The 16,315-nt window shown below is 72.2% G+C and carries 14 protein-coding genes; 11 read left to right on the forward strand and 3 right to left on the reverse strand.

The annotated features are described in order from the left end of the window. Both ABFX54_RS41205 and ABFX54_RS41210 read left to right on the forward strand, forming a co-directional pair. Nucleotides 1-195: hypothetical protein (locus ABFX54_RS41205; RefSeq protein WP_428834626.1), on the forward strand; the 195-nt coding region annotated here is incomplete at its 5' end. Beyond that, nucleotides 192-953 carry a WXG100 family type VII secretion target gene (locus ABFX54_RS41210; protein WP_346112303.1) on the forward strand — a complete coding sequence of 254 codons (762 nt, stop codon included), beginning with the start codon at nt 192-194 and terminating at the stop codon, nt 951-953. The genes ABFX54_RS41205 and ABFX54_RS41210, both read left to right, overlap by 4 nt. A gap of 52 nt (nt 954-1,005) precedes the next feature. Here ABFX54_RS41210 and eccB read toward each other — a convergent pair whose 3' ends face one another. Further along, nucleotides 1,006-2,439: a type VII secretion protein EccB gene (gene eccB / locus ABFX54_RS41215; RefSeq protein ID WP_346112304.1), complete on the reverse strand. Its 1,434-nt coding sequence runs from the start codon at nt 2,437-2,439 to the stop codon at nt 1,006-1,008. Nucleotides 2,440-2,532: 93 nt separating this feature from the next. Here eccB and ABFX54_RS41220 point away from each other — a divergent pair, with 93 nt between their 5' ends. Next, entirely contained in the window at nt 2,533-2,916 is a 384-nt protein-coding gene (locus ABFX54_RS41220) for a hypothetical protein (RefSeq protein WP_346112306.1), read from the forward strand. A gap of 5 nt (nt 2,917-2,921) precedes the next feature. Beyond that, nucleotides 2,922-4,295, forward strand: a complete 1,374-nt coding sequence (locus ABFX54_RS41225; RefSeq protein ID WP_346112307.1) for a tetratricopeptide repeat protein — start codon at nt 2,922-2,924, stop codon at nt 4,293-4,295. 17 nt (nt 4,296-4,312) lie between these two features. Here the strand turns inward: ABFX54_RS41225 and ABFX54_RS41230 are convergent, their stop codons facing one another. After that, nucleotides 4,313-5,797, reverse strand: a complete 1,485-nt coding sequence (locus ABFX54_RS41230; RefSeq protein WP_346112308.1) for an alpha/beta hydrolase family protein — start codon at nt 5,795-5,797, stop codon at nt 4,313-4,315. A gap of 79 nt (nt 5,798-5,876) precedes the next feature. On the opposite strand from ABFX54_RS41230, the gene ABFX54_RS41235 reads away from it, so the two are divergent. Continuing rightward, nucleotides 5,877-6,440, forward strand: coding sequence for an ArsR/SmtB family transcription factor (locus ABFX54_RS41235; protein ID WP_346112309.1), 564 nt, complete (start codon nt 5,877-5,879; stop codon nt 6,438-6,440). Nucleotides 6,441-6,482: 42 nt separating this feature from the next. Here the strand turns inward: ABFX54_RS41235 and ABFX54_RS41240 are convergent, their stop codons facing one another. After that, on the reverse strand, nt 6,483-11,186 hold the full coding sequence (locus ABFX54_RS41240) for an FtsK/SpoIIIE domain-containing protein (RefSeq protein WP_346112310.1): 4,704 nt from the start codon (nt 11,184-11,186) through the stop codon (nt 6,483-6,485). Between the two features lie 351 nt (nt 11,187-11,537). On the opposite strand from ABFX54_RS41240, the gene ABFX54_RS41245 reads away from it, so the two are divergent. The 6 genes from ABFX54_RS41245 to ABFX54_RS41270 all read left to right on the forward strand — a co-directional run bounded on the left by ABFX54_RS41245 (nt 11,538) and on the right by ABFX54_RS41270 (nt 16,310). Further along, the gene (locus ABFX54_RS41245) at nt 11,538-12,203 is read left to right on the forward strand and encodes a hypothetical protein (protein ID WP_346112312.1); all 666 of its coding nucleotides are present in this window, start codon (nt 11,538-11,540) and stop codon (nt 12,201-12,203) included. Nucleotide 12,204: 1 nt separating this feature from the next. Continuing rightward, complete coding sequence (locus tag ABFX54_RS41250; RefSeq protein ID WP_346112313.1) at nt 12,205-12,921, forward strand: CpaE/TadZ family protein; 717 nt, start codon at nt 12,205-12,207, stop codon at nt 12,919-12,921. Next, a complete protein-coding gene (locus ABFX54_RS41255) occupies nt 12,918-14,213 on the forward strand; it encodes a TadA family conjugal transfer-associated ATPase (RefSeq protein ID WP_346112314.1) in 1,296 nt (431 codons plus the stop codon). Before ABFX54_RS41250 ends, ABFX54_RS41255 begins: the two co-directional genes overlap by 4 nt. Nucleotides 14,214-14,309: 96 nt before the next feature. Beyond that, on the forward strand, nt 14,310-15,161 hold the full coding sequence (locus tag ABFX54_RS41260) for a type II secretion system F family protein (protein WP_346112316.1): 852 nt from the start codon (nt 14,310-14,312) through the stop codon (nt 15,159-15,161). After that, complete coding sequence (locus ABFX54_RS41265; RefSeq protein ID WP_346112339.1) at nt 15,154-16,074, forward strand: type II secretion system protein; 921 nt, start codon at nt 15,154-15,156, stop codon at nt 16,072-16,074. The genes ABFX54_RS41260 and ABFX54_RS41265 overlap by 8 nt, the downstream gene beginning before the upstream one ends. 35 nt (nt 16,075-16,109) lie before the next feature. Next, a complete protein-coding gene (locus tag ABFX54_RS41270) occupies nt 16,110-16,310 on the forward strand; it encodes a hypothetical protein (RefSeq protein ID WP_346112317.1) in 201 nt (66 codons plus the stop codon). Nucleotides 16,311-16,315 lie beyond the last annotated feature (5 nt).

The following is a 16,315-nucleotide window of genomic DNA, read 5'->3' on the forward strand; positions in this document are numbered from 1 at the left end:
GGCGGCGCGGCGGGATTGCGCGGCGCCGGCGCCGCAGGCGGCCCGCCGATGATGCCCATGATGCCGATGAGCGGCGGCGCGGGCGGCCAGGAGGGCCGCGACCGTGAGAAGACCATCGGGCTGTCGGAGGACGAGGGTCTCTGGATGGGCGATGAGGACATCGCGCCGCAGGTGATCGGCCAGGAGGAAGTGTGAGCGCCGGCAAGGAGATGTTCGACGCGGCGGCGACGATGTCGGCCGGCGCCGCTCTCATGATCCTGCGGCCCTGGGCGTTCTACGTCGCGGCCACCATCGCCACCCTGCGCAGCCATCCCGAGGGCATGCGCGACTCGGCCACCAACTGGCGCTCCGCCGACAAGAACGGCGTGACCACCGAGCTCGACAGCCTCGTGAGCGAACTGAACAACCTGAAGAAGGAGCTGAAGGACCAGGGCAAGTGGGAAGGGGGCGCCTTCGACACGTTCGAGGAGGTCCACGGCAACTTCCTCAAGTCGGTCGAGCAGCTCAAGAACGCGCGTAACGACGCCGGCGACGCCGTCGACTCGAACGCGAACTTCCACTCGCAGGTCGCGGTGGTCGCTCTGGCCATCGCCATCGCCATGGCGGCCTGGGGCCTGTTCGTCTTCGCCGCACGATGGCTGCCCGCCTACAACGCGGTCGTGCTCGGCATCGACGCCGCGCTGGGCAAGATGATGCTCCAGGGCGCCAAGAAGATCCTGGCGAACAACATCAAGGCGGCCCTGATCCTCACCGGAGTCATCTTCGGCGTCATCACCCTCAGCGAGATGACGGGCAAGTCGTTCCCCACGGTCAAGGCCATGCCGAACGAGATGTCGGCGATGACCGGCAAGGGGAAGACCCCGGACGACATGCGCCAGCCGTTCACGAACGACGGGCTGGAGTACGACAAGAAGACCGGGCAGCTCATGCCCAAGACCAACCTGGAGATCTGACTCCGGCCGGTTCGCTGTCCGCCGCCGGCTCCACGCCGGCGGCGCACGGGCGTCACTGGGACTGTTGCTGCTGGAGCGGCATGGTGTCCGGCACCGGTGTCCCCGCCGCCGCCGGGTCCAGCGAGGGGCCGTCGGGGATCAGCCGCAGCAGGTGGGCGGGCACCGGCGCCACGTCGGTGGTGTCGTAGCCCAGCTTGCCCACGACGTCGGCGGAGGCCAGCCGGAACCTCCGGCCCTGATCCGTGATCAGCGAGTACTGCTGCACCGCCGAGAGCTGCCCGTCGCCTGGCAGGGTCCCGGCCAGTACGGCGGTGCCGGGCGGCAGCAGCACCTGGTCGACCTTGTCGGGGCCGGCGCTGGCCGGCGGCGTCGGGATACGGATCTTGCTGCCGGTGGACAGGACCGCGCTGGTCGAGCCCTTGAGGGTGTTGCCGTAGACGGCGCAGAGCGGGGCCGTCACGCCGGGCGCGCGGAAGCGCGGCATCGTCTTGGGCAGGCCCGGGTTCTGCAGGTTGCGGGCCGACGCCTTGGTCGCGTTGGCGCTCGCGGCGTCGATCGCCGACTCGCGCACCGGGCTCTTGCCGTACGCGATCTTGCTGGCTGGGTCCTGGAGCAGCAGCATCGCCTGCGTGTGGCTGATCGGGGCCAGGCCGTCGGGGAGCAGGACGTACCAGCGTTCCGGGGCGCCCGCCATGGAGGCCACCTTGTACACGTGCCCGGCCCTGGCCGCCGCGCCGCCGGGTCCACGGGTCTTCTTGCCGCGCTGCGGGATCACCGGAGGGGCGAAGTCCGTGCCCGCGGGGATGGCGTTGACCCAGGAGGCGGGTACGCGGCGCGGCGTCTGGTCGGTGAGGCGGTCCACGTTCCGCACGCGCATGCGCTGGTTGGCCCACAGCACCCAGTTCTGCTGCCCGTCGCTGACGACCAGCGCCTCGCCGCCCACGGGCGTCCCGCCGACGTCGATCCCGGCCACGAGCGTCACGTACGCCTTGCGTACGTTGGCGGCGTCGGCGCCCTCGACCACGCAGGCCGACCACGGCGCCTTGACCAGCCGGGCCGGCTTGGGCAGCGAGTCGGGCGCGCCCATGATGCCGACCTTGTGCCCCCGGGTGTAGCCGGCCAGCGACTCGGCCGACACCGTTCTGACCTTGATCTCCTGGCTGTCGAGCAGCAGCCGGGCGGAGACGTAGTTCGCCACCGGCTGCAGCGTCCCGCTCTTCTGGTTGTAGACGTAGGAGGCGCCGGTCTCCTCCTCCAGCAGCAACTGGCCGGCGTCCGTCAGCTTGGTGGCGTTGCCGGGCTTGAGCAGGCCCCAGATCCCGAACGCGGCCATGATGAGCACCGCGATGATGATCCCCGCGAAGGTGGCGACGTTGTGCCGCCGCATCGGGGACTCGGGCAGATCCGGCTCACCCTGGAGCAGGGCGAGTCCCAGGCGCTGCGTCATGAAGCGATGCGCCTGATAAAGATCTTTTTGGTTCTGCATATTTGCTTATGTTACGCATGTTGACTATGGGTCTTCTGTACGGCAAAGAAACGATCCACTAAGCTCCTTGATCGAGTGCCAAGGGGGAGTCTCATGGGAACGGAACCACCTAAGGACTGGCCGGGGCTCGTCGCCGACCGGGACGGCGTCACGTACGACGCGAAGAAGATCGAGAACATCGCGGGAGCGCTGCGCGAGGCACTGAAGCCCATCGACATGATGGGCACCGGCACCCGGCCGGGCTCCCTCCAGGACCTCAGCATGGTGAGCTACACGCTGACGGCGCTGCGTGAGCAGCTGCAGACCGTCAAGGGCTGGGCCGGCGGCGAGTTCGGCTCCCAGCTGGAGCACAGCCACACCGAGATACAGAAGATGTATCAGGACGTGCTGACCAGCCTCAACACCGCGATAGCCCTCGTGGAGGCGGGCGCCGGCACCTACAAGGTGACGAACGCCGCCAACCAGGGCGGAGGCTGATCGGCGTGGGCAAGACCAAGCACCAGGTGCACATGCTGAAGACCCTCTGCCTCGACTTCAGCGTCAAGACGGACGCCTACAACGTCGAGCAGGTCGTGACCCTCATCAAGGGTCTCGACCCCACCAAGGGCATCCCCAAGGCGGCGACCGCCTACGAGAACGCGCACAAGGCCCTCGGCACCGCCAGGGAGGCCGTCAAGGATCAGGCCGTCGAGCTGGCCAAGGTCTGGGAGGGCAAGTCCTCGGTCGAGGCGCAGACGGCGCTCGGCATCCTGTACGTCACCATGGGCAAGCTGATCGAGGCGCTGTCCCCCCTCAAGAAGTCCCTGGACGGCCTCGGCAAGGTGGTGCAGGCGCATCAGGCCTTCATCGACGACGGCCACAAGGGCATCCTGGACACCTGGCACAACCAGGGCATCGGCACCTGGAACGACAGCATCCCCGACGTGTGGAGCACGTACAAGGGCTACTACAGGAACCCCAACAGCGGCGTCGGTGACGACAACGTCGAGAACGAGGCTGACCACAGCTGGGGGTCGCAGAACGACCTGGCGGGCGAGCACCTGCAGACGCTCAGCGCGGACCTCCAGGCGGTCTTCACGGTGATGCCGGACTCGGTGGAGTCGACGCTTCCCGACATCAAGCCCCCGGACCCGTGGAACGGCAAGCCGCCGCCGGTGAAGTACCCCAATGGCACGCCCTATCCGCTCAACACCAGCTCCAACCTGCCCCCTTATGGGCCCCCGTACGGGCCTGGCCAGAACCCGCCGGGCGCCGGCGACATCCCCGGTGGTCCCGGTGGTCCCAGCGACGGCACGCCGAACCTGCCCGGCACCGGCGACCCGTCGCTGCCCGGCACGCCGACCACTCCCGGCGCGGGCGATCCGTCGAACCCCGGCCAGCCCGGCGTTCCCGGCGCGCCGAACGGGAACATCCCGAACGGGCAGATTCCCACCACCACCGACCCGAACGGCTCCGTGAACCCGGGGACCATCGGGAGCCCCAAGACCAACCTCCAGGACTTCCAGCCCACCGCCACGAACCAGTCCCTCGGCACGACCTCGCCCTACGGCCAGAACGTCCCCACCACGACCGGCTACAACAGCCCCAGCACGCCGTCGTACGGGCCGGGTGGCGGTGCCGGCACCTTCGGCGGGGTGGGCGGCGTCGGCGGCGCGATGGGCCCGGGAGCGGCGGGAGCCGCCGCCCGCGGGGCCTCCGGGACGGGCGGCATGCCGTTCATGCCGATGGGCGGAATGGGCGCCGGCGCGGGCGGCGCCGACCAGTCCAACGACCGCGAGTCCACGACCTGGTTGCACGAGGACGACGACGTCTGGGGCGGCGACTCCGACTCGGTGGTCAACGGCCGCATCGGCTGACCCGCGCCGCGGGCCGCTCACGGGAGCAGCAGTCCCCAGTACAGCGCCCAGGGCACGAAGAGCGTGCCGCCCGCGACGACCAGCCCCAGCCGGGCCCGCTCGCCGCGGGTGGCGGCCCGCCGCCACCGCGCCGCGGTGAGCGCGGTCGCCACCACGGTCGCGACCGCGACCGCCTGCAACGCCAGCCAGACGACGGGCCGGCCGGCCAGCAGCGGCCCCGGCTCGGACAGCTTGCCGCCGGTCATGACCACGTAGAACAGGTACGCGAACCCGCCGGCCACCGCCGTGAGCCCGCCCGCGCTGACCAGCCGCGCCGCCTTGACCGGCGCCACGTCACGCCGCCTCCTGATCCGCCGGACCAGGGCCACCAGCGGATAGCCGCAGAAGGCCACCAGGAACAGCGCCAGCGCCACGAGCTGCGCGCCCGCCGACTCCCACCACGCGGTGGGCGGCACCGCGACGGTCCTGCTCGCCTGCTCGGGCGCGGGGCCGGACACCTGGGCCAGGGGAGCGCGTCCTGACGTGGCCTGGCCGACCCAGGTCCCGACCAGCTCGGGATAGCCGGGAGCCAGCTCGGGCAGCCGGGTGACGCCGCCGTCGGGGGTCAGGTGCGCGGCGTGATCGGCGCCGGGGAAGAACCGGAACGTGTACCGGCGGTTCCCGCCGTCCTCCAGGGCCTTGGCGAAGATGGGCGGCGTCTCCACCGGCGGCGTGAGCAGGTCGTGCACGCCCCAGACGGCCAGCACGGGCTGACGCAGCCGCCCGATGACCGGCGCCGGGTCGAAGTAGGGCTGGGGGAACATCCCGCCGTCCGCGATCACCCGATACAGGTTGTGCTCGGCCCGATCCACCAGCGACCCGCTCACGCCCGCCTTGCGCAGCCCGGCCGCCACGGCCCAGGTCTGCTGCCGCAGCGGGTTGAGTCCGTTGGCGCCGACGAGGATGACGAAGGCGACGTCCCGCGAACGGGTGGCGGCGATCGGGACCACCCATCCGCCCTCGCTGAGCCCCCAGAGGCCGACCTTGGCCGGATCCACGCCGGGCTGACGCCGCAGCGTCCCGACCGCGCCCAGCGCGTCCTCGGCGAGCTGCGGGTACGAGCGCTCGAAGAGCGAGTAGCCCTGCGAACGCTTGTCGTAGACGAGCACGGACATGCCCTGCCGCGCGAAGGCCACCGCCTCGCCGAGCAGCTTCTCCCTCGGGGTCCCCGTGCCGGCGCCGTGCACGAGCACGACCCCCGGCCGCCCCTCCTTGGCGCCGGCCTGGCTGATCACGCTCCCGTGCAGCTCCAGCCCTCCGCCGCCACGGAAGCTCACCTCGGTCGAGGTCAGGTCGGCGGGTACGGCGGGCGCCGGCGTCTCGGCGATGGTGGTGCGCGTCGCCCCAGGCCAGGTGGCCGGCGTCTCGGCGGCGGCGGCGGGGGTCGCGCCGGGCCAGGCCGACGCGACGAGGACGGTTGACGCGGTTAACACGGCGCTCAGGGCCGCGACGATTCTTCGCATACCGCAGAGACTAGTCTGCAGAGAGCTCTCGGCAAACAAGAGTCTGCAGATATCGTTCGGGAGTATTAGCCTGATCCTCATGAAGGATGAGGAGCCGTACCTGCTCGACGACCCCGAGCGGCTCAAGGCGCTGGCCCACCCGATGCGCCGCCGCATGCTGACCCACCTCAACGTGCACGGTCCCGCCACCTCCACCACCCTCGGCGACCTGCTCGGCGCGAAGACCGGCACGACCAGCTACCACCTGCGCCAGCTGGAGAAGTACGGCTTCATCGAGGAGATCCCCGAGCGCTCCACGGGCCGCGAACGCTGGTGGCGCCGCGCCTCCACCCCCAGGGACATGCGCCTGCCCACCCCCGACCAGGTGGCGCCCGAGGACCAGGCCGTGCTGGAGGAGTTCCACCGGGTCGGCTACGAGGAGGACCGCGTCCTGTTCGAGCGCTTCCCCGCCGCCTACCGGGCCGACCCCGCCTGGGCGCGCGGTTCGCGCGGGCTGGCGCGCGTGACGAAGGAGGAGCTCGACGCGTTCTACGAGGAGTACATCGCGCTGCTCATGCGCTACAACCGCCCGCCGGAGGAGACCCCGCCGGACGCCCGCCCCGTCTACGTCCGTTTTTTCACCCTGCCCGCGGACGAGGACTGAGCTCAGGCGGCGTCCGGCGGGCCTGCCCGGCCCGGTGTGACTTCAGGCGGTGTCAGGCAGGGCCGCCTGGATCGGGGTGAGGTTGCCCGTCGTCACCAGGAACCCGCGCCCCGCCGGTCCGCCGGTCGTGCCGCGCGGCAGCCGGATCGTGAACAGGTCGCCGTCGGTCTGCCCCTGCACCGCCAGGAGCATCCCCGTACGAGCCTTGCGGGCCTCCGCCACGAACCCCCGGTACGCCACGGCCAGGTCGCCCGTCGTGCCCGCGACGAGCAGGCCGTGGTCGCCGTCGCGCCCGGTCCTCAGCACCTCCTCCAGGGCGGTGCCCAACGGGCCGTCGGCGTTGACCAGCTCGGCGTCGTCCACCAGCACGACGTAGTGGCGCTGGTCGGCCAGGATCTCCAGCAGGTCGGTGGCCTCGCCGTTCAGCACGGCCAGCGCGCCGTCGAGATCACGCAGCGGGCTGCGCCTGGGGGCGACGGCGACGACCGGCGTGCCCTGGGAGATCAGCCAGTGGGCGGCGGTCATCAGCACCGACGAGCGGCCCGAGCGCGACGGCCCGGCGATCACGGCGGCGGGCCCCTGGGCCATCAGGTCGATCCCGAGCGGCGCGAGCGCGTCACCCCCCGCGCCGAGCAACGCCCACAGAGGCGACGGCGGGCTGAACCCCGGCTCCAGAGCCAGCGCCTGAGCGGCGGTGATGCGCATCGGCAGCGCGTCGACCCGCAACGGCGGCTCCCCACCCCACCGCCACGCACTTCTCCCGGGCACCATGGCATGCGCGGGCCCCCCGCTCCTGCCGGCCAGACCGCCGGAAGGGCCGGCGGCACCGGACGGGTGGGTGGAACGGAACGGATCGGCGTCGGCGTCGGCGGGGCCGGTCGGGTCCGTGGCGGTGCGGGCCAGGGCTTGGAGGGCGGCGACCTGGGCCGGACCGGCCGGGTCCGCGGCCAGCAGGGCGATCTGGTGCTCCACGATGCCGTGCTCGCCCATCGACAGGGCCCGCCCGGCCGGCATGACCGAGGGCAGCCCCTTGAGCGGGAAGCCCGCCAAGCCGTAGTCGGCGTTGTCCGACAGCCGCAGCAGCAACCGGTCGTCGAACACCGTCGACACCTGCCCGAGCAGCCCCGACCGGTCGGCGCTGACCACCGCCCTGAACCCGACCGCCGGCCCCTCACGCAGCAGCTGCAGCAGCGCCTCGATCAGCCGCCCGTAGTCGTAGCCCTCGAACGCGGCCACGAAGCCCTCCCACCGGTCGAGCATGAACACCAGCCACGGCAGCCGGTGCCCCGCCTGCCGGTATTCGGCCAGCGAGGCGTGCCCGGCCTCGGCCAGCAACTGCTGCCGGCGGCCCACCTCGATCCGCAGCCGGGTGAGCAGCCGTTCCACCCGGTCGAGCTGGTCGCGCGTCACGACGGCGCCGCAGTGGGGCATGGCGACCAGGGGCAGCAGCGCGCCCGAGCCGCAGTCCACGGCGTGCAGGTGCACGTCCTCGGGCGAGGCGTGGCAGGCGATGGATCCGGCGATCGTGCGCAGCGCCGTGGACCTGCCGCTGCGCGCGGCGCCGGCGATGAGCAGGTGCCCGCCGTGGGCCACGTCGAGCGCCAGCCGCTGCCGGTCCTGCGCCCACGGCCGGTCGGTGCTCCCGAACGGGATCGGTGCCACCTCCGCGCCCCCCGGTGGGTCGGCGGGCAGGTCGAGGACCAGGTGCGTGGGCAGCGGGTCCAACCACGGGCTCGGCTGGGCGGGCACGCCGGCCAGGTTCGCGGCCTCGATGAGGGCGTCGGCGACGAGCGTGAGGTCGGTGGTCGTCGACTCCTCCTCGACCGGCCGCGGTGGCGGCGGCAGCGGCTTGCCGAGGGCGCGCCAGGCCCCGTCCAGCACCCGTACGCCCCCGCCACCCGAAGACGGCGCGCCAGGCGTACCACCGGGTCCGGCGGGGGAGCGCCCGCCGACCCGCGCGGTCTGCACGGCCACCGCCGCCCCCACCCCAGAACGCACGTAGCAGCGCCCGGGCGTGGACTTGGAGATGTGCGCGGCGTCCGGCGTGTCGATGACGTCGGCCGACTCGGCCGGCTCGGTCACCCGCAACGCGATCCGCAGCGAGGTGTTGGCCTGGATGTCGGCCGTCACCACGCCGGCGGGCCGCTGGGTGGCCAGGATGAGGTGGATGCCCAGCGACCGCCCCCTGCGCGCGATGTCCACGAGCCCTGTCACGAAGTCCGGCAATTCGGCCACCAGGGCGGCGAACTCGTCGATGATCAGGACCAGCCGGGGCATCCCCGGCCCCTCGTAGTCGTTGATGTCCTTCGCGCCGGCCGACAGCAGCAGCCGCTCCCTGCGCCGCAGCTCGGCCGCCAGCGAGTCGAGGGCCCGCTGCGTCAGGTGCCCGTCCAGGTCGCTCACCATGCCGACCGTGTGCGGCAGGCGTACGCACTCCTTGAAGGCCGCCCCGCCCTTGTAGTCGATCAGCACGAACGTGAGCTGGTCGGGCCGGTTGGCCACCGCCAGCGAGCAGATCAGCGTCTGCAGCAGCTCCGACTTGCCCGCGCCCGTGGTGCCGGCGATCAGCCCGTGAGGGCCGTCGAGCTTGAGGTCCACGGTGAAGGGCCCGTCGGGGCCGACGCCGATCAGCGCCTCGGTGCTGCCGTGCTCTCTCCACTGGGCGGCCAGCTCCTTGCCGGACGGTACGGGCATGCCCATGAGGTCGAGCAGGCGGGCCGCGTCGGGCAGGTTGCCGCCCGGGTCGTCGCGGCTCACGTCGCGGATCGGGGCCAGCGCCCTGGCCAGGCGGTCGCACCAGGTGACGGAGACGAGGTCGGCGAGCAGCGGGCCGATCACGTCGAGGCCGCCGCCGCGCAGCCGGACGAGGCCGTCGGCGCCGCACGCGGCCACCGTCTGGCACTCCTCGGGCAGCAGGCGCTGGTCGTCGTCGATGGCGAGGGTGTAGACGCCGGAGCGCGGGCCCTGGCGCAGCACCTGCGGCATGCTGGGCAGCCCGCGCAGCACCTGGGCGCCGTCGAGGACCACCAGCACGTCGTACGGGCGCACGTCGTAGGAGGAGAACGTGGGCTTCTCGGGACCGCCGAGGTCGTCCCAGCCGGTGGGGATCTTGCCCAGTTCGGGGATGGCGGTGTTCTGGCGCTCGTCGATGAGCGCGGCCAGCTCGGCGACCCGCCGCCCGGCCGACTCGGGATCGGCGCCCACCAGCACCACGCACTCCTCGCCCGCGCGCGGCGTGCAGTGCGGCAGCCAGCGCAGCCAGCCCCAGCGGCGCTCGGCGTCGGGGTGGGCGGAGACCACCACGATGGCCAGGTCGCGCGGGCTGTGCAGGGTCGCGGCCTGGGCGATCAGCCAGCTCGCCAGGCTGGTCGCGGCGGAGCGCGGCCCGGTCACGCCGGCCACCCCCAGCCGCCGCATGGGCAGCGCGACCGGCACAGAGCGGCAGATCGGCGGGTCGATGGGCCCGCCCTGCTCCTCCGACAACTGCAGGTCGGCGGGCAGGTCGGCCAGCCCGACGCGCAGCCTGAGCGCGTCGGAGTCGTGGATCCTGCGCTCCCACAGCCGCCTGCGCGGCCCGGTGGCGGTCAGCAGCACCTGGGCGGGGTCGGGCGCGTCGGCCCTGCGGGCCGCCTCGTCGGCCACCCTGGCCCGCTCGACCGCCGCGTCGTACTCCTCGACCTTCTCCTGCCACTCCTTGACGGCCTTCTTGTGCTGCTTCTTGCCGTGGCGGCGGTCGCTCCACCACTGGCCGATCATGATCACGGGCGTCATGAGGGCGACGAGCAGGTAGTACGGCTGCTTGAGCGCGATGGCCAGGGTCACCCCGAGCACGGCGGGCAGGAGCGCCGCCAGCAGTTGCAGCCGCATGCCCTCGTTCCTCGACGGCTCCTTGGGCCGGACGAACGCGCGCTCTGGCTCGGGCCTGCGCAGCCGGGGCGGGCGGTTGTAGGCGACGCCGCCCTCGCCGCGCGGGGCCAGGTGCGCGTCCTTCGGCTCGATCGAGGTCAGCACGAACACCGAGGAGCCGCAGGTCAGCACGGCCTGGTCGGGCCACTCCACCGGCTCGGTGAGCGGGCGCCCGTCGAGCTCGGGCACCTCGCCGTAACCGGCCGCGAACTCGGCCGCCTCGCGCTCGGCCGTGCGCGCGGTGAGCTCGGCGACCTCGTCGGCCCAGCGTCCCTTGAGCTTGAGCCTCGGGGCCTCTCCCGGCGGCAGCCAGGCCCGCTCGACGGTGATCGCCTCGGGCGTCACGCGTACGGTGACCGCCTCGGGGGCCAGGGCCGGGTCACCTGCGGCGATGGCGCACATCGGATCGGAGCCGATCACGTGGACGCCGAGCCCGAGCCGGTGCACGGCCCCTGCGGCGGGCCCGCCCACGACGCGTACCTCGGCCACCCCGCCGGGTTCCGCGACGAGGGTCGCGCGGGCGAGCTGGGGGTCGAGCTTGACGATGTCGCCGTCGCGCAGCACGGCGGCGACCGGCGCTCCTGGGTCGAGCGTCCGGCCGTCGCGCCACAGCGCGGGCGGTCCCATGTCGGAGCGCTCGGGCCGGCGCGGCCGGGGCACGTAGGCGCCGCCCTGGGCCATCCCGTAGGGCGCCCGGTTCTTGGGCAGGCGGACCACCGTCGCCAGCGGCGCCTGGTCGCCCAGCGCCGCGCTCAGCTCCGCCACCGTGGCGCCGTCGTCGCCATCGATGACGACGTCACGGTCGCCCTGCCCGCCGATGACGGTGAGCATGATCCGCATGGGGCCGTCTCCTCGGTCGACTTCGGGCGCCAAATTAGCGTCCGGAACGTGGTCTGGCGCGCCGGTTGACGGCAATGGCATGGGGAATCGCCGCCGGAGTGGATTTAGCACTGGATGTCGGCACAAAAGCCGAAATGTGTGTGAATAAAGTGACGGATGTGATTGATGTGGTGACTAGCCGGAAATAGCGGGATTCGTCAACTCGATAGAAACAACAGGCATCGATGAATTCGGCTTGACATCATGTCACCTGCGAAACGAGCATGGGTCCGCGAATTCCGCCAACACCGCCGTGGTGATCCCCACATAATGGCGTGAATTCCGCAATTCACCCCCGGGAGCCCCCCACCCATGAGGACCAGTGAAAAGCCTGCCGCCAACGCGGCGGGGTTGTCCGGCCCGGCCTCGCGCAAGCTCCCTGTTCCACCCAGGGAACGCAAGCCGGCGCTGGCGGCGCTGGCCGTCCTGCTCATCCTCGGCGGCGCGCTGGCCACGACCCTGCTCGTCCTGCGCAGCGGCGACCGCGTCTCCGCCATCCGCGTCACGCAGCAGATCGGCGCGGGCCAGAAGTTCACCCCGCAGGCGATCGAGGAAGTGAAGATCGCCGACACGGGCATCGCCTTCGTCTCATGGACACAACGCGACAAGGTGCTCGACAGCTTCGCCGCCGTCACCCTCCTGCCCGGCACCCTGCTGACCAACGAGATGGGCGTGCGCGCCAGCAGCGAACTCGGAGAGGGAAAAGCCACTGTCGGGCTGGCCCTGAAACCCGGGCAAATGCCGGCCGGAGTGCAGGCGGGCGACCGCGTACAGGTGATATTCGTACCGGCTCGGTCGAGTCAGGGAGAAAGCCGCGTATTCGCCGCGAGCGCCCTCGTCTTCAGCGTCGGCGACAGGTCGAGAACCGGAAATTCCGGTCAGATCACCGTGGTCGTGGAAGCGCCCGCCGCGCCCGAGATCGTGGCCGCCGCCTCCGCGGGAGAGGTCGCCGTGGCCGAGCTTCCGGGGGCACGCTGACGTGGCGCTGATCGTACTGGCGGCCGACAAGGGCGCGCCGGGGGTGACCACCGCCGCCACGGCCCTGGCGGCGGTGTGGCCGCGGCCGGTGCTGCTGGCCGAATGCGACCCCGCGGGCGGCGACCTCGCCTACCGGCTGCCCGCCGCGGACGGAGGCGTGCTCAACCCCGGCAAGGGGCTGCTCACGCTGGGCGCGACCGCCCGCCGCGGGCTTGAGGCGGCGCAGATCCACCAGCACACCCAGAAGATCATCGGCGGGCTCGACGTGCTCGTCGGGCTCACCCACGGCGAGCAGGCGGCCGGGCTCGCCTGGATGTGGGGCGCGCTCGGCCGGGCGCTGGCCGCCATGCCCGACGCCGACGTGATCGCCGACTGCGGCAGGCTCGGCGCGCATCCGCAGCTCGGCGACCTGATGGCCGAGTCCGAGCAGGTCGTGCTGCTCACCAGGGCCACCCTCGACCACGTGGCCCACCTGCGCGAGCGGCTGCAGGTCAGCAAGGCCCACGGCGTCGTCGTGATCGCCGACCCGCGCAACTACCGGGGCTCGATCGAGGACGTACGCAGGATCGTCGGCCACAGCGTGCAGTTCGTGCACGGCCTGGCCTACGACCCCAAGGGCGCCGAGCTGCTGCGCGGCCAGTGGGGCGGCCGGCTCGACCGCTCGCTGCTCATCCGCACGGCCAGAGACCTCGCGGGGAGGCTGGTGAGTCACCGATGATCGACCACTCCCTCGTCAAGCGTTTCCGCCAGGAGGTCGGCGACCGGCTGGCCCACCAGCGCCGGCTCGACCAGGCCAACGGCCTGCCCCCGATGAGCGGCGAGGACGAGCGCCAGTTCGCCCGCGCGCTCATCTCCCAGGTGCTGGAGGAGCACGCCCGCAGTGAGATCGGGCTCGGCCGCACCCCGCCCACCGTCGAGGAGGAGGAGGCGCTCGCGGCCGGCATCCACGCGGCGCTGTTCGGGGTGGGGCGGCTGCAGCCGCTGCTCGACGACACCCAGGTCGAGAACATCGACATCAACGGCTGCGACAAGGTGTTCGTCAGCTACGCCGACGGCCAGGAGCTGACCCACGACCCGGTCGCCGAGTCCGACGACGAGCTGATCGAGCTGATCCAGATCCTGGCGGCCTACTCCGGGCTGTCGAGCCGGCCGTTCGACACCGCCAACCCCCAGCTCGACCTGCGCCTGCCCGACGGCTCCCGGCTGAGCGCGGTCATGGACGTCACGGTCAGGCCGGCCGTGTCGATCCGGCGGGCCCGCCTGGGCAAGGTCTTCATGTCCGACCTCGTGGGCAACGGCACGATCGGCCCCGACGTCGGGCGCTTCCTGTCGGCCGCCGTCGCCGCCCGCAAGAACCTCATGATCGCCGGGTCCACCAACGCCGGCAAGACCACCCTGCTGCGCGCCCTGGCCAACGAGATCCCGCCCGGCGAACGCCTCATCACCGTCGAACGCGCCCTTGAGCTGGGCCTCGACCAGTTCCCCGAGCTCCATCCCAACGTGGTCGCCTTCGAGCAGCGCCTGCCCAACTCCGAGGGCCAGGGCGAGATCTCCATGGCCGAGCTCGTCCGGCGCTCGCTGCGGATGAACCCCAGCCGCGTCATCGTCGGCGAGGTGCTCGGCGACGAGATCGTCACCATGCTCAACGCGATGACCCAGGGCAACGACGGCTCCCTGTCGACCATCCACGCCAACTCCAGCATGGAGGTCTTCAACCGCATCTCCACCTACGCGCTGCAGGCCCGCGAGCGGCTGCCGATCGACGCCACCCACATGCTCATCGCCGGCGCCATCGACTTCGTCGTCTTCATCGAGAAGCGCAACGACTACCACCTCGGCGGCAGGCTCCGGCGATACGTCTCCAGCATCCGCGAGGTCAACGGCTGCGACGGCCGGGTGCTGTCCAGCGAGGTCTTCGCCCCGGGCCCCGACGGCTGCGCCGTCCCGCACGCCCCGCTCTCCTGCCTGGAAGAGCTCGCCGCCCACGGCTACAACCCCGGGGGCTGGTGACGCATGACCGCCGCTGTGCTCACGACCGCCGCCCCAGGCGGGTCCGCCATCACGGGCGTGACCGCTGCCACGGGTCTTCCTGGAGGTCGATGACGTATGCCGTTCACGTTCGACCCGCTCGCCCTGCTCGCGGGGGCGGCCGCCGGCGGCGGCCTGTTCCTGTTCTGCCTCGCCCTGTACGGCCTGCGCCCCAGCCCGGCCAGGCCCAAGCGCCACCTGATCAAGGTGCTGACCACCCGCGCCGCCGTGGCGGCGGTGGCCGCCACCCTGGTGCTGATCGTCACCGGCTGGCCGGTCGTCGCGGTGGGCACGGTGCTGCTCGTCTTCGCCTGGCGCGGGCTCGCCGGCGGCGCGGCAGAAGAGCGCACGGCCATGCAGCGCCTGGAGGGACTGGCCGCCTGGACGGAGTCGCTGCGCGACACGATCGCCGGCGCCGCCGGCCTCGAACAGGCCATCCCGTCGTCCATCAGGGCCGCCGCCCCCACGCTCAGGCCCCACCTGCGCGCCATGATCGACCGGCTGCACACCAGGATGGCGCTGCCCGAGGCGCTCGGCCGCTTCGCCGACGAGCTCGACGACCCCTCGGCCGACCTCGTCGTGGCCGCGCTCATCCTCAACTCCAAGCTGCGCGGCCCCGGCCTGCGCGACGTGCTCGGCGCGCTGGCCGTCTCGGCCCGTGAGGAGCTCGACATGCGCCGCCGGGTCGAGGCCGAGCGCCGGGCCACCCGGCGCAGCGTGCAGATCGTGGTGATCACCGCGCTGGCCTTCGCCGGGATCCTCGTCGTCTTCAACCCCTCCTACGTCGCCGAGTACGAGGGCGTGCTGGGCCAGGCGGTCCTGGTCGTCGTGGCCGGGCTGTTCGGCGCCGGGTTCGCCTGGATGCGGCGGCTGGCCAGGTTCGACAAGCCCACGCGGCTGCTCATGGGAGGAGGCGGTGGCGATGGTTGAGGGCGCGCTGGCGGGAGCGGTGGCGGGGCTCGGCCTGTTCGTCCTGCTCCGGGCGCTCTTCCCGGCCCGTCCCGGGCTGGTGGCGCGGCTGCTCGCGCTCGACGCCGTGCGCGAGGACGCGGGCGCGCCCCGCATCCAGCTCGTGCTGCCCGACGAGGAGGTCAGCGCGTTCCGCCACGGCCTCGGCGCCCGCCTGGCCCGCCTGTACGGCGCCCGCGGCTGGGAGGTCAGGTCGGCCAAGGCGGACCTGGCCCTGCTGGGCCGCTCGTTCGAGGCGTTCCTGGCCACCAAGGTGCTGCTGGCGGCCGGCGGTCTGCTCGTCTTCCCGCTGCTGCTCGCCTGGCTGGTGCTCATGGAGTGGGGCGCCTCCCTGACCGTGCCGTTCTGGGCCGCGATCGTGGCGGCGGCCGTCTTCTTCTTCCTGCCCGACCTGCAGATCAAGCGGGACGCCGCGGCCCGGCGGCGCGACTTCCGCCACGTCGTCGGAGCCTTCCTCGACCTCGTCTCCATGAACCTGGCCGGCGGGCGCGGCGTGCCCGAGGCCCTGATGATGGCCGTCTCGGTCAGCGGCGAGCAGCCCAACTGGGCGATGGGCCGCATCCGTGACGCGCTCGGCGGCGCCAGGATCGTCGGCATCACCCCGTGGCAGGCGCTCGGCCAGCTCGGCGAGGAGATCAACGTCGACGAGCTGCGCGACCTGTCCGCCGCGCTCGGCCTGGTCGCGGACGACGGCGCGAAGGTACGCGCCTCGCTGACCGCCAGGGCCGCCACGCTGCGCCGGCGCGAGCTGGCGGAGATCGAGGGCCGGGCCGGCGAGCGCTCCCAGTCGATGCTCGTCGCCCAGCTCCTGCTGTGCGCCGGTTTTGTGATCTTTCTCAGTTATCCCGCCGCTATGAAGATGTTGGGGGTCTGATGAACCATCCCTGGATCGTGTATTTCATCGCGTTCATGGGCGATCGTCTCCACCGTGCCAGGACCGCGCCCACCCGGGGCGCCTCCGCCGTCGAGTGGGTGATCATCACCGCGATCATCGCCGGCGTCGCGCTCGGCCTGGCCACGTTGATCGCCAACCTGGTCAAGGATCAGCAGGCGCAGATCCAGGAGAACTTCGGCGGTGGCGGTGGCGGCGGCGGTGGCGGCGAGCCGTGACCGTC

Source organism: Nonomuraea maheshkhaliensis (assembly GCF_039529435.1).
Taxonomy (GTDB): Bacteria; Actinomycetota; Actinomycetes; order Streptosporangiales; family Streptosporangiaceae; genus Nonomuraea; species Nonomuraea maheshkhaliensis.